The 19,309-nt window shown below is 71.4% G+C and carries 18 protein-coding genes; 14 read left to right on the top strand and 4 right to left on the bottom strand.

Annotation, left to right across the window (positions count from 1 at the left end; all coding sequences use genetic code 11):
* Positions 1–115: 115 nt before the first annotated feature.
* The 6 genes from ACWD38_RS20015 (at position 116) to ACWD38_RS19990 (ending at position 6,249) form a co-directional block, all read left to right on the top strand.
* The gene (locus ACWD38_RS20015; protein WP_184482488.1) at positions 116–652 is read left to right on the top strand and encodes a hypothetical protein; all 537 of its coding nucleotides are present in this window, start codon (positions 116–118) and stop codon (positions 650–652) included.
* A gap of 128 nt (positions 653–780) precedes the next feature.
* Positions 781–1,080 (top strand): hypothetical protein, encoded by a 300-nt coding sequence (locus tag ACWD38_RS20010; RefSeq protein WP_184482485.1) that lies wholly within the window; start codon positions 781–783, stop codon positions 1,078–1,080.
* Positions 1,081–1,744: 664 nt separating this feature from the next.
* The gene (locus ACWD38_RS20005; RefSeq protein WP_184482481.1) at positions 1,745–3,037 is read left to right on the top strand and encodes an amidohydrolase; all 1,293 of its coding nucleotides are present in this window, start codon (positions 1,745–1,747) and stop codon (positions 3,035–3,037) included.
* A gap of 134 nt (positions 3,038–3,171) precedes the next feature.
* Positions 3,172–4,404 carry a M20 family metallopeptidase gene (locus ACWD38_RS20000; protein ID WP_184485745.1) on the top strand — a complete coding sequence of 411 codons (1,233 nt, stop codon included), beginning with the start codon at positions 3,172–3,174 and terminating at the stop codon, positions 4,402–4,404.
* A 153-nt stretch (positions 4,405–4,557) separates the two neighbouring features.
* The gene (locus tag ACWD38_RS19995; RefSeq protein ID WP_184482478.1) at positions 4,558–5,307 is read left to right on the top strand and encodes a hypothetical protein; all 750 of its coding nucleotides are present in this window, start codon (positions 4,558–4,560) and stop codon (positions 5,305–5,307) included.
* A 153-nt stretch (positions 5,308–5,460) separates the two neighbouring features.
* On the top strand, positions 5,461–6,249 hold the full coding sequence (locus ACWD38_RS19990) for an HAD family hydrolase (RefSeq protein WP_343071583.1): 789 nt from the start codon (positions 5,461–5,463) through the stop codon (positions 6,247–6,249).
* A 17-nt stretch (positions 6,250–6,266) separates the two neighbouring features.
* Here the strand turns inward: ACWD38_RS19990 and ACWD38_RS19985 are convergent, their stop codons facing one another.
* Positions 6,267–7,067, bottom strand: coding sequence for a DeoR/GlpR family DNA-binding transcription regulator (locus ACWD38_RS19985; protein WP_450124663.1), 801 nt, complete (start codon positions 7,065–7,067; stop codon positions 6,267–6,269).
* A gap of 70 nt (positions 7,068–7,137) precedes the next feature.
* Positions 7,138–7,590, bottom strand: coding sequence for a gamma-glutamylcyclotransferase (locus ACWD38_RS19980; RefSeq protein WP_184482475.1), 453 nt, complete (start codon positions 7,588–7,590; stop codon positions 7,138–7,140).
* 174 nt (positions 7,591–7,764) lie between these two features.
* Between ACWD38_RS19980 and ACWD38_RS19975 the strand changes: the two genes are divergently transcribed.
* The 6 genes from ACWD38_RS19975 (at position 7,765) to ACWD38_RS19950 (ending at position 13,505) form a co-directional block, all read left to right on the top strand.
* The gene (locus ACWD38_RS19975) at positions 7,765–9,168 is read left to right on the top strand and encodes an NAD(P)H-quinone dehydrogenase (protein WP_184482472.1); all 1,404 of its coding nucleotides are present in this window, start codon (positions 7,765–7,767) and stop codon (positions 9,166–9,168) included.
* A 73-nt stretch (positions 9,169–9,241) separates the two neighbouring features.
* Positions 9,242–9,625: a thiol-disulfide oxidoreductase DCC family protein gene (locus ACWD38_RS19970; RefSeq protein WP_184482469.1), complete on the top strand. Its 384-nt coding sequence runs from the start codon at positions 9,242–9,244 to the stop codon at positions 9,623–9,625.
* Between the two features lie 286 nt (positions 9,626–9,911).
* The gene (locus tag ACWD38_RS19965; RefSeq protein ID WP_450124662.1) at positions 9,912–10,934 is read left to right on the top strand and encodes a tetratricopeptide repeat protein; all 1,023 of its coding nucleotides are present in this window, start codon (positions 9,912–9,914) and stop codon (positions 10,932–10,934) included.
* A gap of 320 nt (positions 10,935–11,254) precedes the next feature.
* On the top strand, positions 11,255–12,394 hold the full coding sequence (locus ACWD38_RS19960; RefSeq protein WP_450124674.1) for a macrolide family glycosyltransferase: 1,140 nt from the start codon (positions 11,255–11,257) through the stop codon (positions 12,392–12,394).
* 319 nt (positions 12,395–12,713) lie between these two features.
* Entirely contained in the window at positions 12,714–13,274 is a 561-nt protein-coding gene (locus tag ACWD38_RS19955) for a GNAT family N-acetyltransferase (protein WP_184482460.1), read from the top strand.
* 66 nt (positions 13,275–13,340) lie between these two features.
* Positions 13,341–13,505, top strand: coding sequence for a hypothetical protein (locus tag ACWD38_RS19950; protein WP_450124661.1), 165 nt, complete (start codon positions 13,341–13,343; stop codon positions 13,503–13,505).
* A 110-nt stretch (positions 13,506–13,615) separates the two neighbouring features.
* Here ACWD38_RS19950 and glpK read toward each other — a convergent pair whose 3' ends face one another.
* Together glpK and ACWD38_RS19940 are read right to left on the bottom strand one after the other, a co-directional pair.
* Positions 13,616–15,115 carry a glycerol kinase GlpK gene (glpK, locus tag ACWD38_RS19945; RefSeq protein WP_184482453.1) on the bottom strand — a complete coding sequence of 500 codons (1,500 nt, stop codon included), beginning with the start codon at positions 15,113–15,115 and terminating at the stop codon, positions 13,616–13,618.
* A 178-nt stretch (positions 15,116–15,293) separates the two neighbouring features.
* A complete protein-coding gene (locus tag ACWD38_RS19940) occupies positions 15,294–16,037 on the bottom strand; it encodes an MIP/aquaporin family protein (RefSeq protein ID WP_450124660.1) in 744 nt (247 codons plus the stop codon).
* A gap of 418 nt (positions 16,038–16,455) precedes the next feature.
* Between ACWD38_RS19940 and ACWD38_RS19935 the strand changes: the two genes are divergently transcribed.
* Together ACWD38_RS19935 and glpD are read left to right on the top strand one after the other, a co-directional pair.
* Positions 16,456–17,337, top strand: coding sequence for a DeoR/GlpR family DNA-binding transcription regulator (locus ACWD38_RS19935; RefSeq protein ID WP_184482447.1), 882 nt, complete (start codon positions 16,456–16,458; stop codon positions 17,335–17,337).
* 184 nt (positions 17,338–17,521) lie between these two features.
* A complete protein-coding gene (gene glpD, locus ACWD38_RS19930; RefSeq protein ID WP_221316805.1) occupies positions 17,522–19,183 on the top strand; it encodes a glycerol-3-phosphate dehydrogenase in 1,662 nt (553 codons plus the stop codon).
* Positions 19,184–19,309: the final 126 nt, after the last annotated feature.

Genomic DNA, 19,309 nt, shown 5'->3' with positions numbered 1-19,309 from the left:
TGGGCACAGCGCCCCGAGGGGATCGGCTGTGGCCCGCCCCACTTCCGGTGAACTCGGCGGGTGCGCCGCGCGTCCTCCTTCCTGGCAGGGCGGACCCAGTGAACGAGGAGCGACCATGCGTGCCCGACTGATCGCCGGATCCATGATCGCGGGGCTCTGCCTCGCGGGATGCGGCGCCGCACCCGAGTCCGCGCCCGCCCAGCAGCCGCCCGCGGTGGTGACCCTGCCGAAGGCCCTCGAACCGCCGCCGCCCACCGCCGACGCGGCTCCCAGCGGCCCCGCGGAGCCCTCGGCGACCGGCGAGGCCCCCGCCACCACGTCGGTGACCACCGGTGATTCGTCGTCGACGACGCCCACGTCCGACACCGGCGAATCGACCGCTCCGCCCGACACCGGCGACACCGACTGCGGCGAGATCACGAACCGGGCGGGCGTCACGTACCGGCTGTTCGCGGAGAACGAGTCGGGCAAGACCTTGGGCTGCGCCGAGGCGGAGCGGGTGATGACCAAGTACCTCTCGCTGCCCGCGGACGAGTACCAGGGCAGCGGCCGGTTCGCGAACTTCGAGGGCTACGGCTGCGCGTCCACGCCGCAGGAGCGGGAGAAGGCGCTGTGCGCGAAGCAGGGGATCTCGACGTACATCACGGCCTGACCGGAGGCGTTGCGACGATCCGGGCAACCTGCCCCGGACGCGAGCGTCCACCGGTCGCGATGTGATCAAATGGCCTGGTGCGGCGGCCCGTCGCCGCGTAGCGCTGCGTGGAAAGGTGTGGAGTGCTGATGGCACGCATGGGGCGACTGCTCGCGGTCCTGACGCTCGGCGGGGTCCTCCTGCTCTCGCCCGCGGCCGGTGGCACCGCCGTCGCCGCGACCGAGCAGGCACCGGTCGCCGCGACCGCGCTGGTCGCGCAGGAGCCCACCGCCCCGCCGGGGCCGGACCTCAACGGTGACCAGCAGAGCGCGTTCGACGACAAGCAGCGGCTGGCGGTCGGCATCGGTGGTTTCGTGCTCATCGCGGCGGTGCTGTTCTCCCGGAAGGCCCGCAAGCGCCCGATCCTCAGCTTCAAGTGGAAAAGGTAGGGCAACCCCTCACGCGGTGCTCCGGGAAAAAGGGCAACGAGGTCGGTTTTCGGCATTCTTTTCGAAGATTTCCCGCTATGGACTAGACCTGGCGGGCTAACCTGTGGGATTTTCACAACTGCACGGGATGTGCGAGCCGGGTTCGGCGCACTCCGCACTCCCGGCGGGACGGTGCACTACTTGGGGTCGTGACCCCTCGCAGACGTGGGCCGGCACCGGGAAGCCCCCCGACCGGTGCCGGCCCACACCCTCTTTCAGCCCGCCTTCGGCGCTGTGGACATCCCTTGTTCGGATGCCGCGCCAGGCCTGCGGCGACAGTGGTCCGGCGGCGGAAAGCGTTCCGCCGCTTGGGGAATCGCCGTCGAGCAGCCGCGCTGGCCGGCGCTGACCGCGGAATCGTTCGGGTCCGCTCGTGGCCTTCGGCGAGTTCCGCTTTCCCGTGCCTCTCCTGTCCCGCATTGCGTTTCGCATCGGAGTTCTGCTTCCGGTACGGCGCACTCGGATGTGTGCGCGGAGTTCGGAAAGCCCGCGAAGAAGTTGAATGTGGAACTTCTATCCCGCGGCTGATCACACGGTGCCGCTGAGCGCAATCCGCCGACCGGCTGGCGGACCGTCGCGGGCACTGCGGCTTCAGCGCTCCGGAATCGTGCAGGATGGTCGCCACATGAACCAGGACCCATCCGCCCGCGAGGCCGCACCGCGCTCCGACATCCGCGCCACCTGCCGGGAGACCGTCCGGCGCCACGAGCGCGCGCTCATCGGACTCGCGCGCAGCCTGCACGCGGAGCCCGAGACGGCCTTCGCCGAGCACCGCAGCGCCGCCGAGGTGAGCGCGCTGCTCGCCGAGCACGGCTTCACCGTCCAGGCGCCCGTCGCCGGACTGGACACCGCCTTCTCCGCGGAACGCGGCCACGGCGACCTCGTGATCGGGATCTGCGCCGAGTACGACGCGCTGCCCGAACTCGGCCACGCCTGCGGGCACAACGTGATCGCCGCGGCGGCCGTCGGCGCCGCGCTGGCGCTGGCCGAGGTCGCCGACGAACTCGGCATCACCGTCCGCGTCCTCGGCACCCCGGCCGAGGAGCTCGGCGGCGGCAAGGTGCTGATGCTGGAACGCGGCGCGTTCGACGGCCTGGCGATGGCGATGATGGTGCACCCCGGCCCGGAGGAGATCTGCGCGCCCAGGTCGCTGGCCATCAACGACCTCGAAGTGCGCTACGCGGGCAGAGCGGCGCACGCGGCGGCGGCTCCGGAGCTCGGCGTGAACGCCGCCGACGCGCTGACCGTCGCCCAGGTCGCGATCGGATTGCTGCGCCAGCACCTCGAATCCGGCCAGATGGTGCACGGTATCGTGACCGCAGGCGGCGCCGCGCCGAACGTCGTTCCCGCTCACACTGCGGCGATGTACAACCTGCGCGCCGCCGAGTCGCTTTCCTTGGAGCGCCTGGAGAACCGCATCCGGGCCTGCTTCGAGGCGGGTGCGACGGCGACCGGCTGCTCCCACGAGGTCGTGCAGGTATCCCCGGTGTACGCCGAACTGTCCTGCGACGACGAGCTCTCCGAGGCGTACCGCGCGGCGATCACCGAACTCGGGCGCCGGCCGGTTCCTCGCGCCGAGCAGGCCGAACGGGTCATCGGCAGCACCGACATGGGCAACGTGACGCAGGTGCTGCCCGCGATCCACCCGATGATCGCGCTGGACTGCGGCGACGCGGTGACCCACCAGGCCGAGTTCGCCGCCGCGTGCGCGTCGCCGTCGGCCGATCGCGCCGTGCTGGACGCGGCGGTGGCGATGGCGTGGACGGCCGTGGCGGCGGCGACCGAACCCGGCCTGAGATCGCGGCTCGCGGCCTCGGCCGAAGACCGCCCGGTGCGAACCGGGAAGCACAACGCCGCCGGATCCGGGGCCGACCCGGGCTCGGCGCGACGGCAACACACGTCGGGAGGCGTGGCGTGACGGTAGTGGATTCTCGCGGCCCCGAGCCGCGCAAGACAGCGAACAACGGCGGCCTGGACGACGCGGACGCGTGGCGGGAGGCCGAGCTGGGCGCCAGGCCGCCCGGCGAGCCGATCGGCGACAGCGGCGACACCATGTCCGGCGTGGGGTCCGATGGTCACGGCGCGCTGGAAGACCTGGGTGCCGGACGGGGCCCGGCCTGGCTCGACGCGTGGCTCACCGCGAACGCGGGACACGTGCTGTCGTGGCGCAGGCACATCCACGCCCACCCGGAGCTCTCCCGCGCCGAGCACGGCACGACCGCGTTCCTGGCCGAGCGGCTCACCGCGGCCGGGCTGAGCCCGCGCGTGCTGCCGGGCGGCACCGGGTTGCTCTGCGACCTCGGGCCGGAGAACGCGCAGCCGCGCCGCACCATCGCGCTGCGCGCCGACATCGACGCGCTGCCGCTGACCGAGGCGACCGGGCTGCCGTTCTCCTCCACCGCGGACGGCGTGGCGCACGCCTGCGGCCACGACGCGCACACGACGATCCTGCTGGGCACGGCCCTGGCGCTGGCGACGGGGCCGGAGCTGCCCGGCCGGATCCGGTTGATCTTCCAGCACGCCGAGGAGGTCATGCCGGGCGGCGCGCTCGACGTGCTCGCCGCCGGTGGGCTCGACGGCGTGGAGCAGATCTTCGGGCTGCACTGCGATCCGCGGCTGCCGGTCGGCCGCGTCGGGGTGAAGGCCGGTGCCATCACCTCCGCCAGCGATCTGCTGGAGCTGCGGCTGAACTCGCCCGGCGGGCACACCTCGCGGCCGCACCTGACCGCGGACCTGGTGCACGCGCTGGGCACCGTGATCACCGGGCTGCCGACGCTGCTGTCCCGCCGCGTCGACCCGCGCACCGGAACGGTGCTCACCTGGGGCGCGGTGCACGCGGGGGAGGCGCCGAACGCGATCCCGCAGACCGGCGTGCTCACCGGCACGCTGCGCACCGGCGATCGGGGGACGTGGGCGGAGCTGGAGCCGCTGACGCGGGAGCTCGTGTCGGGCCTGCTGGCGCCGCTGGGCGTGGGTTTCGACCTGCAGCACCGGCGCGGTGTGCCGCCCGTGGTCAACGACGCGGCGAGCACCGAGCTGATGTCCGCGGCGATCCAGGCCGCGTTGGGAGAGCACGCGGTCACGGGCACTCCGCAGTCCTCGGGCGGCGAGGACTTCGGCTGGTACCTGGAGCACGTGCCGGGCTCGTTCGTGCGGCTCGGCGTGCGTTCCGGGCAGGCGCGGGCCAGGGACCTGCACCAGCCGACCTTCGACCTGGACGAGCGGGCGTTGCTGGTCGGCATCCGGGTGATGGTCGGGACGGCGCTGGCGGCGCTGACCAAGTGACGCGTCGGGCGAGGCGTCCGGTCCGGCCGTGACGTCCTCGCGAGTCGAACGCGCGGCGGGGTCCCGTCGGCCTCTGCTGGATACCGGGAGTTCCGCCGCGGCGTTCACTCGAACGAGATGTATCAGTTCCGGGGTTCGCGCCCTCTTATAGGTATGACCGCGAACCTGCTGCTTCCCACGGCTCCTCCCGAGATCCCCGCCGAGCGGCGCGGGCCGGCACCACCCGGCCGCACCGATCGAGGTGCCGCGCCCCGGCCAGCCTCCGAGGTCCCGGGCGCAACGCTGCACGGCGCGCTTCGCCGGTCCAGCGCCGAACGCGCGTTCGGCGCGGACGGATTACGAGCGGCGCTGGACGACGGCCGGTGGATCGAGCCGTGGTCCGGCGTGGTGCTGCCGTCCGAACGAGCCGGGGACCCGCTGGCGCGAGCGGAGGCCGCGCTGCTGCGCGCCGGACCGCACGCGGTGCTCAGCGGCCCGACCGCCGTCGCCATGCACGGCTGCACCGAGGCGATCGCCGACCGGACGGTGCACGTCGCGGTGCCCTACGACCGCCAGCTCCGCCCGGCGCCGGACCTGGCGATCAAGCAGACCTGGGTCCGCGAGGCCGACGTGATCGAACTCGACGGGCTCCGGGTGTACGCGCTGGACGCCGCCCTCGCGGAGATGCTCTGCACGGGTGAGCGCCGGACCGCGCTGGCCTGCCTGGAACAGGCGCTGGCAGCGCTGGGCTCGGCCGCGGTCCGGTTCCACGCGGTCGTGACCGAGCAGGTGGCGCGACGGCGCGATCGGCGCGGAACCCGGCGCGCCGCCGAACTGCTGGAGCTGGCCCGACTCGGCCCGTCCGGAGCCATTCCCGTCGTGGCCCGCATCGAGGCTGCCCTGCCCACCGGAGGCCGGTCGTGAACCGGCTCCCGAACATCACACGAACGGCTGTGATGACCGCATTCGAATGCGTTATGTTCAGCGAGGAGCCCGGCATTCCGGCCCGAGCCGACGTCGGTGTCCGCCGCTTCGGCGTGCGGATCCAGCAGGGCCGCGGGACGAGGAGGACGCGAAGTGCCACGACAGAGCGAGAAGTCCCCCGGCGAGCTCCCGGCTCCGGAGCGGGCCGCCGCGCCCGCGGACTCCGGGCCGGGGTCCGCGGTGGCGCCCAGGACGCCGGGCGAGCGGATCGAACTGGTCCTGCTGGACGTGGGCGGGCCGATCTACGACGATTCCTGGTACCGGGAAGCCCTGCTGCGGGCGACCTGCGAACTGGTCGCGGAGAACGGCGGAGTGCTGCTCGAAGCGGATTTCCAGCGCGTCTACGACGCGCGGCGGCAGTCGCAGGAAGGCTCGTTGCGCACGGCGATGGCGGAGCGCTTCCTGCGCGAGGGGGACCGGCAGCGGTTGTCCGACCGCGCCGAGAGCTACTGGTTCTACCCGCCCTCCGCGCTGCATCCCGATGTGCTGCCCGCGCTGCGCGAGCTCTCCGAGCGCTACAAGATCGCCGTGGTGGCCAATCAGCGGGCCTTGGTGGTGGACGCGCTGCGCCGGGACGGCGTGGCCTCGTTCATCGACTACTGGGCCATCTCGGAGCTGGTGGGCGCCGCCAAGCCGGATCCGGCGATCTTCCAGCACGCACTGGACCGGGCCGGGGTGTCGCCGGCGCACGCGGTGCACGTCGGCAACAGGCTGGACTCCGACGTCCGCGGCGCGCAGCGGCTGGGGATCCGCACGGTCTGGGTGGTTCGCGGGGAGGCACCGCCCGATCCGACGCGGGAGCAGCTCGACGAGCCCGACATCGCGGTGTTCTCGCTGGCCGACGTGCCCGCCGCGGTGGAACGGCTGCAACGAGCCCGGTAGTTCGCCCGGCCGCCGGATCAGGCTTCGGCTATCTCCACGGCCACGCCGCGACCGCGCATGCCTTCGACCACCGCGGGCGGGGTGTCGGCGTCCACGATGACCAGGTCGAAATCGGTCAGCGGCGCCAGTTCGTGCACGGCTCGGCGTTCGAACTTGGAGTGGTCGGCCAGCAGGACGCGGGTGGCCGCGGTGCGCATCAGGGCCCGCTTCACCTGCACCGTCTCCTGCGACCGGTGCAGGCAGTGCCCGTCGACCACGGCGGTCGTCGACAGCAGCAGCACGTCGGAGCGCAAGGTGTCCGCCATGTCGGCGGCGTGCAGGCCGAGGAACGCGTCGAAGCCCGGGTGGTAATCGCCGCCCAGGCCGATCACGTGCAGCCCGTCCTGCCCGCTGAGCAGGTTGATCACCGGCAGGAAGTTGGTGACGACGGTCAGCGGAGCCGCCGGGGCGAGCAGTTCGGCGACCGCCAGCCCGCTGGTGCTGTCGTCGATCGCGACCACTTGGCCGGAGGTGATGTGGCGCAGCGCGTGGCGGGCGATCCGGGCCTTCGCGTCCGCGGCGTCGGAGCGTCGCGCGCCCACCGACCTCGCCAGCAGCGAACCCGGCGTGGAGGTGGCGCCGCCGCGGATCTTGCGCAGCCAGCCCTGGCGTTCCAGCAGGTCCAGGTCGCGGTGGATGGTCATCCCGCTGACGCCGTGCTCCTCGACGAGCTGTTCGATGCGCACGTGGCCGTGGGCGAGCACGTCCTGCCGGATCTGCTCGCGCCGCTGCTGTTGGGAGACCGTCCCGTCGACCTGGGCCACACCCACCTCACCCACGACGTGTGCCGTCGGTGTGATTATCACACGCGGGATGTGGCGACCGGATCGCTCGACGGCGGCGAGCCGATCACGGTCCGATGTTGCCGCAGGGCCGAGTGCGCAGCTTCGCCACGTAGTCCTCGGGTGCGCCCGCCGCTTCCGCGGCGTCGGCCATCACCCCCAGGTAGCGGGCCGAGGGCAACCCGCCCTCGTAGGCGTCGAGCACGTACAGCCAGGCGAGCACCGGGCCGTCGAGGGTCTGCACGCGAAGCCGCAGCTTCTTGTGCATCCGCAGCTCGGAGCCCTCCCAACGGTCGAGCTGGCGTTCGTCCTCGGGGCTGACGTCATACAGCACGGTGAAGACCTGCTCGCCGGGGTGCTCGACGATCGTCGCCAGCGCACCTTCCCAGCCGTAGTCCTCACCACCGAAGGTCAGCCGCCAGTCCATCAGCCAGCCCGTTCCCGCCAAGGGGGAGTGCGGGGCTCGCTCTGTCATCTGGGCCGGGTCCATGTTGGACCCGTACGCGGCGTACAGCGGCACGCCCCACAGGGTAGCGATCGATACGCCCGATGTCGGAGTGGACCGCGTCACCGTCGACGGCGAGTCGTGATCGGAACGCGACGAACCGGTGGGTACCGCCCGAATCGTCGGCGACGCTTGCGACATAGGGTGGCTGCGGCGCCCACAAGGCTCGGATTTCTGGAGGAACGCGAAGTGACCCGCATCGTGATCATGGGAGGTGGGCCGGCCGGTTACGAGGCGGCCCTCGTCGCCGCGCAGAACGGCGCCGACGTCACGCTGGTCGAACCGGACGGGCTCGGTGGCGCGTGCGTGCTCTACGACTGCGTCCCGTCCAAGACGTTCATCGCCTCCGCGGGTGCGCGTTCCTCCGCGCGTGACGTGAGCGAGCTGGGCATCCGCACCAGTCCCGAATCCGTCGCTGTCGACGTCGCCGTGGTGCACGGCCGGGTCAAGGGGCTCGCACTGGCGCAGTCCGCGGACATCCGGGCTCGGGTCCGCCGGGAAGGCGTCAAGATCATCGCTGGTCGGGCCCGGTTCACCGACCGTGAACACGGCATGGCCCAGCACCACATCGGCGTCGAGCGGGCCGACGGCGGCTCCGAGGAGCTGATCGGCGACGTGGTGCTGATCGCCACCGGCGCCACTCCGCGCGTTCTGCCGGGCGCGGTGCCCGACGGCGAGCGGATCTTGAGCTGGCGGCAGCTCTACGACCTGCCGGAGCTGCCCGAGCACCTCGCGGTGATCGGCTCCGGGGTGACCGGCGTGGAATTCGCCTCCGCGTACACCGAGATGGGCGTCAAGGTCACGATGATCTCCAGCCGGGACCGCGTGCTGCCGCACGAGGACGCCGACGCGGCCGGAGTGCTCGAAGAGGTCTTCGCCGAGCGCGGCACCGAGGTGGTCAAGCACGCTCGCGCCGAGCGCGTCGAACGCACCGACAAGGGCGTGGTCGTGCACCTCGCCGACGGCAGGCAGGTGGAGGCCAGTCACGCCCTGATGACGGTCGGATCGGTGCCCAACACCGAGGACATCGGCCTCGAACGGCTCGGCCTGGAGACCGACCGCGGCGGCTACGTCAAGGTCGACCGGGTGTCCCGCACGAAGGTGCCCGGCGTGTACGCGGCCGGGGACTGCACCGGCCTGCTGCTGCTGGCCTCCGTCGCCGCCATGCAGGGGCGCATCGCGATGTGGCACGCGCTGGGCGAAGGCGTCAGCCCGATCAAGCTGAAGACGGTCGCCGGCAACGTGTTCACCCACCCCGAGATCGCCACGGTCGGCATCAGCCAGCAGGCGATCGACTGCGGTGACGTGCCCGCGCGGATCGTGACGCTGCCGCTGGCGACGAACCCGCGGGCCAAGATGGAAGGGCTGCGCCGAGGCTTCCTCAAGGTCTTCTGCCGACCGCAGACCGGTGTGGTCATCGGTGGCGTCGTCGTCTCCCCGAACGCCAGCGAACTGGTGCTGCCGATCGCGCTGGCCGTGCAGAACCAGGTCACGGTGGAGAACCTGGCCAACACGTTCTCGGTGTACCCGTCGTTGTCGGGCTCGCTGACCGAGGCCGGGCGCCAGCTGATGCGCCACGACGACCTCGACTGACCCCGCTCGTGCCCGCCGCGGGATCGACGGGCGTCCCCGGAACGGGGACGCTGGAGCGCGGGAGGCGTGGAACATGGCGACACCGGTCCTGATCTACGACGGCGACTGCGGGTTCTGCACCCGCAGCGTGCGGCTCGCCGAGAAGTTGCCGCTGCGAGCGCGCATCGTCGCGTGGCAGGAGGCCGACCTGGCCGCCCTGGGCACCACCGAGCAGCGCGCCCGGCACGAAGTGCTCTGGGTGGGCGAACGCGGTCGCGTGCGCGGTGGCGCGGACGCGGTCGCCGCGCTGCTCCGGCACTGCGGCCTCCCGTGGTCGGTGCCGGGAACGCTGCTGTCGCTGCCGGTGCTGCGTTCGCTCGCCGCGTTCGCGTACCGGTGGATCGCCGCGAACCGCTACCGGCTGCCGGGGTCCACACCGGCGTGCGCGCTGCCCGCCGATCAGCGGCCGGGTGCCTGACCAGGCGTGCTCCGCCAGGGCCGGGCGTCCGCCTCGGCCACGAACGATCGAGGGGTCGGCGCACTCGGGCCGAAAGTATGAGAACGATCCGCGTCCACGGCCTATCGATCGACTTCAACCGCGCCACTTCGGCCGATCCGCACGGCCCGTGCCCGCACCTAGATTCATTCGTGCAAGGGGTGCGGAGGGACGCGGGTGGCCACTGCCACGAGGCATCAGCGGTGGCCACCCGTATCGGTGACGACAACGCCGGGCATCGGCGATCAGGCAAGTGAGGCGGACTCGAATGAACGGCAACAAGGCGTTCGCACCGGAATACCAGGGCGCGCTGCAGGACATGTCCGTGAACACGGCTTACGAGGACGTCCTCGGACAGGCGCGAATCCGGGAGCAGTGGGCGTCCGAGCAGGGCACGGCCCTCGACGTCGCGCAGGCGAAGCTGGCCGTCGCCGAATCCTGCCGCAGGCTGGGGCACCTCGAAGAGGCCGAGCTCGCCTGGAAGGCCAGTTACCGCGCGGCCCGCACCGCCGGCGACACCGCCGCGCGGGCGTGGGCGCTGTGGAGCGGGGGCACGCTGGCGCGCCAGCGGGGAGAGCTGAACCTGGCGCTGCGCTGGCTCAGCCAGGGGCGGGACCTGGCCGCGGCGGCGGGGGACATCGTCGCCTACGGCTACACCTTCGCCGGTGTCGCCGAGACGGTGCGAATCCAGGGCGATTTCGAGCAGGCGCGCGGATTGCACGAGCACGTGCTCACCGAGGCGCGCAAGCGGGAGGAATCCCGGCACATCGTGTGGGCGCTGGAAGGACTCGCCCAGATCGAGCGCAACACCGGGGACCTCGACTCGGCGGCCCAGCGGTTCGAGGAAGCCGCGCACGTCGCGGCGAACTCCGGTGACGACCGCGGCCACGCGTGGGCGCTGCGCGGGCAGGCGGACGTGCTGTCGCTGCGCGGTGAGCACGAGCAGGCGCTGGAGCTGCTGACGAGCGCCGAAGGGACCTGCCGCCGGATGGACCTCTCCAGCGCGCTGGCCTACAACCGCAAGATGCGCGGCAACGTGCACTTCCGGGCCGGCCGGTACGGCGACGCCGCCCGCACCTACCGGGACGCGCACGGGAAGTTCCGAGCCATCCGGGAACCGCGCGGCATGGCGCTGGCCCAGCTGGGGCTGCTCAAGAGCCTCGACAAGCTGGGACGACCGGCAAAAGCCACCATGGCCGACCTGGTCGCGCTGCGCGACGAGGTCAACGGCAACGAGCTGTGGCAGACCCGCCGCATGGTCGAGGACGCCATCGCCGAGCGCACCGCCTGAACCGGTCACCGCTGGTCGGCGCAGCGGCGAAAATGACGCAACGGCCCCGGTGCGGCCCGGTTACGGTTCCGGCATGTTCTGGCACCAGTTCTACCTCTGATCTCCGCCCACCTGCGGAAGAACGTCACCCGTGACGTGCCCGCGCGAGTTCGCCGCCTGCGGCTGAACCGCGCCGCGCGCCGCCCGCTTTCCGGGGCCGGTTCGACGCGCAGGTGCTCGCCGACATTCCGAGCTCGTCCCCGCGCGCGGGGACGGCTTCCCGAATCGTGGAGTGGATCAGAATGGATCACGTGCCGAACGAGCGTGCGCACATCGCCTTCATGGCGGTGCCCGCGCACGGCCACATCAACCCGGGCCTGGGGCTGGTCGCCGAGCTGACCGCTCGCGGCCACCGCGTCACCTACGCCGTGACCGAGGACTTCGTGCCGCAGGTGGCCGAAGTCGGAGCCACGCCGGTCCGCTACGAGTCGACGCTGCCCTCCGCGGCCACCCAAGAGCAGTGGCCGGACGAGCAGGCCGCCGCCGTGCTGCTGTTCGTCGAAGAGATGATCGCGGTGCGGGCGCAGCTCGCCACCGCCTACGACCAGGACCGGCCGGACCTGATCGTCTACGACATCGGCGCACTGCAAGCGCCGGTGCTCGCGCACCAGTGGGGCGTCCCGGCGATCTGCCTGTCCTCGACGCACGTGCGGTTCGAAGGGATCGAAGAGGTCTTCGGTTCGCAGGACACCCCGGAGCTCAAAGCGGTCCACGCCCGCGCCGACGAGTTCTTCGCCGCGCAGGGCGTGCCGATGACGTTCGCGACGATGGATCCCGAGCGCTGCGTCGTCGCGATTCCGCGCTCGTTCCAGTACAACGGCGATTCGGTCGCCGACGAGTACACGTTCGTCGGGCCGATGCTGACCGAGCGTTCCTCCCAAGGCGCATGGGAACCGTCCGACGAGCGGCCGGTGCTGCTGATCTCGATGGGCTCCGCCTACACCGATCAGCTGGAGCTCTACCGCTCCTGCCTGGCCGCTTTCGGCGGTCTCGACTGGCAGGTGGTGCTCACCATCGGCAAGGTCGTCGCCCCGGCGGAATTGGGGGAGATTCCCGCGAACGTCGAGGTGCACCGGTGGGTGCCGCAGCTCAACGTGCTGTCGCACGCGGACGTGTTCATCACCCACGCCGGCATGGGCGGGTCGATGGAAGGCCTGTACTCCGGCGTGCCGATGATCGCGATTCCGCAGGCCGCGGACCAGTTCGCGAACGCCGAGCGGATCGAGCAGCTCGGCATCGGGGTGCGGTTGCCGAAGGAGCAGGCGACCCCGGAGGCGCTGCGTGCGGCGCTGGACCAGGTGTGCGACGACCCGGAGCTGCTCGCCAGGTCCCGGGCCATCCGGCAGGAGATCCAGGAAGCCGGTGGTGCCCGCACGGCAGCCGACGTCGTCGAGCAGGTTCTTTCGGAATGGCCTGCGTAGGTGGTCGTTCAGCGGAACCTCAGCGGTTTCCTCGCTGCGCCCCTGGCCGGTGTGGCAGTTTTTTCCCGAGTGGCTCCGCCACGAGGGAAAAAGCTGTCCTCGCGAGGAAACCGCTGAGAACCCGCGGGTGGTCCGGCTGCGTGCGTGGTCGCTGCTCAGCGGCTTCGCCGCTGACAGGACGAGGATCAAAGATCGGCCCCTACGCGGTGTGGTGAGGGGCGGTCGGTTCTCGCCGGTCGTCCCGCCGGACGGAGCCGGCCGGGGCGGGCGTGGGAAAACCGGTACCGCTCGGGGGCGGAGTGCAGCAGACTCCTGCGGCATGGAGCCGCACGAGAAACTGCACCACGATGGAGTGGATCTGCGCCGGTGGCGGCTGGAGGACGCCGGTGTCGTCCTGCGGCTCGTGACGGAGTCGCTGGAGCACCTGGGGCCGTGGTTGCCGTGGGCGAAGCCCGGCTACGGGATGAAGGAGGCCGCCGACTTCGTCGGCAAGAACGACCGCGACTGGGCGCAGCGCACGGCCTTCAACTACGCGGTGCTCGGCCCGGACCAGCAGGTGATCGGGGCGGCCGGCCTGATGAGCCGGATCGGGCCCGGCGGTTTGGAGATCGGCTACTGGCTGCACCGGGACTTCGAGGGGCGCGGCATCATGCGCCGGGCGGTGATCGCGCTGATCGACGAGGGCTTCCGGCTGGGCGCGGACCGCTTGGAGATCTGGCACGACGAGGCGAACGCGCGCAGTGGGGCGATCCCGAAGTCCCTGGGATTCATCGAGGTCGACCGGTGTCCCGTTCCGGAGGACCAGCTCGCACCGGCGGGCTCCGGCACCCACCTGGTGTGGCGGCTGACCGCGTCCGGCCTGCCGAGGCGGCCGGAGTAACGAGTCGGCCGACTTCGGCGACCTTGGTAGCGGGCCGGCACGGTGCCGGCGGGCTGAGGGGGACGCATGCCGAAGGTGTCGGTGTCCTGGGCGGTCGCGGTGGCCGCGCTGATCGGGGTCGTGCTGGTCGTGATGTCCAGCGGTGAACCGAACGAGCCGCGCCGCATCGAAGTGACCGGCGAGCCGATGACGGCCACGACCGACATGACCTGGCCGCAGCCGAGGGGATGAGGCGGCTCCCCGGTGCGGAGGGCGCCCGCGCACCGAGGAGCCGCGAGCCGGCGGGCACTCGGCCCGCCGGCGGTCGGTGCAACCTCGAATCCCGTCTTCGAGGCCGGTCCTCAGGCCCAGTCGAAGGTCTTCGTGACGGCCTTCTGCCACTGGGCGTACTCGTGGGCGCGGCGCTCTTCCGGCATCACCGGGTCCCACTGCTTGTCCTTCGCCCAGTTGGACCGGATGTCGTCCTCCCCGGCCCAGAACCCGACGGCGAGCCCGGCGGCGTAGGCGGCGCCGAGCGCGGTGGTCTCGCTGACCGTCGGGCGGATCACGGGGACGCCGAGGATGTCGGCCTGGAACTGCATGAGCAGCTCGTTGCCGACCATGCCGCCGTCGACCTTGAGCGACTTCAGCGGCACCCCGGAGTCGGCGTTCATGGCCTCGATGACCTCGCGGGTCTGGAACGCCGTGGACTCCAGCACCGCGCGGGCCAGGTGACCGCGGTTGACGAACCGGGTGAGCCCGACGATGGCGCCGCGCGCGTCGGAACGCCAGTGCGGGGCGAACAGGCCGGAGAACGCGGGCACGAAGTAAGCGCCGCCGTTGTCCTCGACGCTGCGCGCGATCTGCTCGATCTCGGGCGCGGTGCCGATCAGCCCGAGGTTGTCCCGCAGCCACTGCACCAGCGACCCGGTGACCGCGATGGAGCCCTCCAAGCAGTACACGGTGTCGTTCGAGCCGATCTTGTAGCCGACCGTGGTGAGCAGCCCGTTGTTGCTCAGCACCGGCTCGGTTCCGGTGTTGAGCAGCAGGAAGTTACCGGTGCCGTAGGTGTTCTTGGCTTCACCGGGCGACAGGCAGGCCTGCCCGAACGTCGCGGCCTGCTGGTCGCCGAGGATCCCGGCGATGGGCAGCCCGCCGAACACGCCGCGCTCGCGGAAGTGCCCGTAGACCTCCGACGACGACCGGATCTCCGGCAGCATCGAGGTCGGCACGCCGATCTCGCGGCAGATGTCCTCGTCCCACTCCAGCTTCTCCAGGTCCATCAGCAGGGTCCGGGAGGCGTTGGTGGGGTCGGTGACGTGCAGGCCGCCGTCGGGGCCACCGGTGCTGTTCCACAGCACCCAGGTGTCCATGTTGCCGAACAGCAGCTCGCCCTTCTCGGCGCGGGCGCGCACCCCGTCGACGTTGTCCAGGATCCAGCGGATCTTGGTGCCGGAGAAGTACGGCGACAGCGTCAGGCCGGTCTTGGCGTGGAAGCGGTTCTGCCCGCCTTCGTCGGCGAGCTCACCGACGATGGTGTCGGTGCGGGTGTCCTGCCAGACGATGGCGTTGTAGACGGGCTTGCCGGTGGTCTTGTCCCACACGACGGTCGTCTCGCGCTGGTTGGTGATGCCGACCGCGGCGATCTCGGAGGTCACCAGGTCGGCCTTGGCCAGGGCGCCCGCGCACACCTGGCGGGTGTTGCTCCAGATCTCCTCCGGGTCGTGCTCGACCCAGCCGGCCTTCGGGAAGATCTGCCGGTGTTCGACCTGGTCGACGGCCACCACCCGGCCGCCGTGGTCGAAGATCATGCAGCGGGTGGAGGTGGTGCCCTGGTCGATCGCGGCGACGTAGGAGGCCATGATGTCGTCCTTTTCGATGGATTCCGAGATGTGCGTGGTGGGCCTGGGGTGAGTGTCACCCGCGCAGGCCGGCGGGGCAGCCTTCCGACGCCACCTGCGGTGCGCCGATCGGCCGCCCCGGACCGCGGCGGGCGGCCCCGTTCCGCGCGGCGTGCGCTCGCGCGGAACGGGAGCGCGCTCAGGTCGCGGGCAGCACCAGTGCCAGCGCGCCCGCCAGGACGCCGCCGATGATCGGGCCCGCGACCGGGATCCAGGAGTAGCCCCAGTCCGCGGGGCCCTTGCCGCGGATCGGCACCAGCGCGTAGGCGAGGCGCGGACCGAGGTCGCGGGCCGGGTTGATCGCGTAGCCGGTGGGCCCGCCGAGCGAGGCACCGAGCCCGATCACGATGAACGCGACCGCCGCGTAGCCGAGCGCGTCGTTGCCGAAGCTGAAGGCGCCGTCGTCACCACGCCCGGAACCGGGCGTCTGGATGATCCACAGCACCAGCACGAAGGTGGCGATGATCTCGGTGACCAGGTTCCACGTCGTGTTCCGCACGGTGGGGGCGGTGCTGAAGATCCCGAGGGTGCCCTCGGGCTCGTCGTGGGTGTCGAACTGGAGCTTGTAGGCGGCCCAGCACAGCACGCCGCCGAGCGTGCCGCCGATCAGCTGCGCGACGATGTAGACCGGCACCTGGCTCCAGGGCACCTGCCCGTCGACGGCCAGGCCCAGCGTGACGGCCGGGTTGATGTGCGCCCCGGTCGGTTCGGCGATGCTCGCGCCCGCGAACACGGCGAAGCCCCAGCCGAAGTTCACCAGCAGCCAGCCGCCGTTGTTGCCCAGCGCTTTGCGCAAGGTCACGTTGGCGACCACCCCGCAGCCCATCAGGGTCAGCACGGCGGTTCCCATCAATTCCCAGAGGAAGATCTCACCCAGACTCATGTCCCAGGTCCCCTCGTCGCGGCGCCATCGGCGCGGTCGGGTGTGCGTTGATCGTCCGGCGTGCGGGTAGCGCGGGAGGGCGCGTCGCGATCGGTCGGGCGGAGTGGTTCCGGTCGGCCTGGCGAGGGTGCCGGATCACGGGTCGGCGGCGAGTCCCGGTTGCGGGCATGGGCACGTCGACCTCCTCCGTTGGAGCCGCTCCGGCGGCCGGACGCGCCGGAGAACACGGTCACATTAGGCATGTGAAAACAAACATTGCAATAGCTTTGCGATGGTGTTTTTATCGCGATGTACGGTGAAGCCGAAGTCAGCGGCGCTCGTGCCGCGAGGCGCGACGGTCGGGCGCGGGTTCGGCCAGGAGGATGGGCATCCAATGGTGGAAGTCCCCGCAGGGGATACGGCGGTGAGGGGGACGACGATGTCCGCTACGTCCGGTCGACGCCCGTCCGGAAAGCAGCAGGACCGGCGACGCCGGATCACCGAGCTGGTGATGGCCGAGGGCTCGCTGCGCATCGACGACCTGGTCGCGACGGTGGGCGCCAGCGCCATGACCGTGTACCGGGATCTGGCCGATCTGGAATCGCAAGGCCTCGTGCACCGCAACCGCGGCTACGTCTCCGCGGCGTCCTCGCTGCTCTACGAGGCCGCCTCGGAATACCGGATGCAGCAGAACGAGGCGGAGAAGGACGAGCTCGCGGCGGCGGCGGCCGAGCTGATCGAACCGGGCCAGGCCCTGGTGCTCGACGATTCGACCACCGGCGTCTACCTGGCCCGGCGGTTGCCGGAGCGCGCGCCGCTGACCGTGGTGACGAACCATCGAGGGGTGTTCGGTGAACTGGCCGCGCACCAAGGCGTGCACCTGATCTCCATCGGCGGCGACTACCTGCCCTGGGCCGACGCGTTCGTCGGCGGCATGGCGCTGGACGCGCTGCGCGGGCTGCGGGTGGACCTCGCGGTCATGTCCGTCTCGGCGGTCACCGACGGGATCTGCTGCTACCCGCAGCAGGAGATGGTGCAGATCAAGAAGGCGATGCTGGCCGCGGCCAGCCGCCGAGTGCTCTACGTGGACCACACGAAGTTCCGCAGGCGCGCGCTGCACGCGGTCGCGCCCGCGGAGGAGTTCGACATGGTGATCGTCGATTCGGCGACGCCGGACGCCGAGATCGAGGTCCTCGTGCAACGCGGGGCGACGGTCCGGCGGACCGGCGACATCCATGCGGAAACGTCGAAGAAGGACCTGGCCGCAGCAGGTCCGAGCAGCAATGGCGCGGCAGGCGTGCAAGGCGCAGGCCGGGCATGATGACCACCGCGGAACGTGCCGATGGGGCGCGGGTCGGCGGTGATCGCGATTCGAGCGAGGAGGACGCCAGGTGTCCCACGACGAGAAATCATCCGCAACGACCGGTGCCACCGATGCCACCCGCGCCTCGGAAGAGGCCCAGGGCAGGCTCGGTCCGGGCGACCGGGAGCGCAACTGGCGACGGCTGGGGTCGGAGGAGTTCGACGTCGTCGTGATCGGCGGCGGAGTCACCGGCGCCGGCGCCGCGCTGGACGCCGCCACCCGCGGGCTGCGAGTCGCCCTCGTGGAGGCGCGCGACCTCGCGGCGGGCACGTCGAGCCGTTCCAGCAAGTTGTTCCACGGCGGCCTGCGCTACCTGGAGCAGCTGGAGTTCTCCCTGGTCCGCGAGGCCCTGCGGGAGCGCGAGCTGATGCTCACGCGCCTCGCCCCGCACCTGGTCAAGCCGGTGCCGTTCCTGTACCCGCTGAGCCACCGGGTGTGGGAACGCCCGTACACCGCGGCCGGGCTGCTGATGTACGACACGATGGGCGGCGCCCGCTCCGTCCCCGGGCAGAAGCACCTGTCGCGGGCCGGTGCGCTGCGCATGGTGCCCGCGCTGAAGCGGGACGCGCTCATCGGCGGCATCCGCTACTACGACGCGCAGTCCGACGACGCCCGCCACACCATGACCGTGGCCCGCACCGCCGCCCGCTACGGCGCGGTCGTGGCGACCTCCACCCAGGTCACCGGGTTCCTCCGGGAAGCCGACCGGGTCGCGGGCGTGCAGCTGCGCGACGTGGAGACCGGTGAGGAGACCGAGGTCCGCGCGCAAACCGTGATCAACGCGACCGGCGTGTGGACCGACGAGCTGCAGCGCCTGTCCGGCAGCCGCGGCCGGTTCCGGGTGCGGGCCAGCAAGGGCGTGCACATCGTCGTGCCGCGCGACCGCATCGTCTCGGAAGCCGGGATGATCCTGCGCACCGAGAAGTCCGTGCTGTTCGTCGTCCCGTGGGGCGGGCACTGGATCGTCGGCACCACCGACACCGACTGGAACCTGGACCTCGCGCACCCGGCGGCGACCAAGAAGGACATCGACTACATCCTCGAGCACGTCAACACCGTGCTGGCCACGCCGCTCAAGCACGAGGACATCGAAGGCGTGTACGCCGGGCTGCGCCCGCTGCTGGCGGGCGAGAGCGACGAGAGCTCGAAGCTGTCGCGGGAGCACGCGGTGGCCCGCGTCGCCCCGGGCCTGGTGGCGATCGCCGGCGGCAAGTACACGACGTACCGGGTGATGGCGGCCGACGCGGTGGACGCCGTGACTCCGGACCTGTCCGGACGGGTCGCCTCCTCGATCACCGACCAGGTCCCGCTGCTCGGCGCCGACGGCTACCACGCGCTGGTGAACCAGGCCGACCAGATCGCGACCGCGCACGGCGTGCACCCGTACCGCATCCGGCACCTGCTGGACCGCTACGGCTCGCAGGTGCACGAGGTCCTGGCGCCCACGATCGACCGGCCGGAACTGCTCAAGCCCGTCCCGGCCGCGTCCGCCTACCTGCAGGCCGAGGTCGTGTACGCGTGCACCCACGAGGGCGCGCTGCACCTGGAGGACGTGCTGACGCGGCGGACCCGCATCTCCATCGAGTACCCGCACCGCGGCGTCGAGTCGGCGGACGCGGTGGCTCGCCTGATGGCGGAAGTGCTCGGCTGGGACGAGGCGCGCATCGCCCGCGAGGTCGAGGTGTACACCGCGCGCGTCGAAGCGGAGCGGGATTCGCAGACGCAGCCCGACGACGAGGCCGCGGACGCGAAGCGCTCAGCAGCACCAGAAGTCCGAACAGAACTGACCGAACCGATCGCTTAGTCATGTTCTGGGCGGCCTGCGAAGGGGTCGCTCAGCGGAACCTCAGCGGTTTCCTCGCTGCGGGATCTTTTTTCCAAGTGGCTCCGCCACGAGGAAAAAAGCCGTCCTCGCGAGGAAACCGCTGAG

The organism is Saccharopolyspora sp. NPDC002578 (assembly GCF_053592695.1).
Note: the sequence above shows the minus strand (reverse complement) of the source record. Positions and strands in the feature narration are given on the sequence as shown.

Coding starts and splice junctions, on each gene's coding strand:
- ACWD38_RS20015 (WP_184482488.1), top strand. CDS start 116: ATGCGTGCCCGACTGATCGCCGGATCCATGATCGCGGGGCTCTGCCTC.
- ACWD38_RS20010 (WP_184482485.1), top strand. CDS start 781: ATGGCACGCATGGGGCGACTGCTCGCGGTCCTGACGCTCGGCGGGGTC.
- ACWD38_RS20005 (WP_184482481.1), top strand. CDS start 1,745: ATGAACCAGGACCCATCCGCCCGCGAGGCCGCACCGCGCTCCGACATC.
- ACWD38_RS20000 (WP_184485745.1), top strand. CDS start 3,172: ATGTCCGGCGTGGGGTCCGATGGTCACGGCGCGCTGGAAGACCTGGGT.
- ACWD38_RS19995 (WP_184482478.1), top strand. CDS start 4,558: ATGACCGCGAACCTGCTGCTTCCCACGGCTCCTCCCGAGATCCCCGCC.
- ACWD38_RS19970 (WP_184482469.1), top strand. CDS start 9,242: ATGGCGACACCGGTCCTGATCTACGACGGCGACTGCGGGTTCTGCACC.
- ACWD38_RS19965 (WP_450124662.1), top strand. CDS start 9,912: ATGAACGGCAACAAGGCGTTCGCACCGGAATACCAGGGCGCGCTGCAG.
- ACWD38_RS19960 (WP_450124674.1), top strand. CDS start 11,255: ATGGCGGTGCCCGCGCACGGCCACATCAACCCGGGCCTGGGGCTGGTC.
- ACWD38_RS19955 (WP_184482460.1), top strand. CDS start 12,714: ATGGAGCCGCACGAGAAACTGCACCACGATGGAGTGGATCTGCGCCGG.
- ACWD38_RS19950 (WP_450124661.1), top strand. CDS start 13,341: ATGCCGAAGGTGTCGGTGTCCTGGGCGGTCGCGGTGGCCGCGCTGATC.
- glpK (WP_184482453.1), bottom strand. CDS start 15,115: ATGGCCTCCTACGTCGCCGCGATCGACCAGGGCACCACCTCCACCCGC.
- ACWD38_RS19940 (WP_450124660.1), bottom strand. CDS start 16,037: ATGAGTCTGGGTGAGATCTTCCTCTGGGAATTGATGGGAACCGCCGTG.
- ACWD38_RS19935 (WP_184482447.1), top strand. CDS start 16,456: ATGTCCGCTACGTCCGGTCGACGCCCGTCCGGAAAGCAGCAGGACCGG.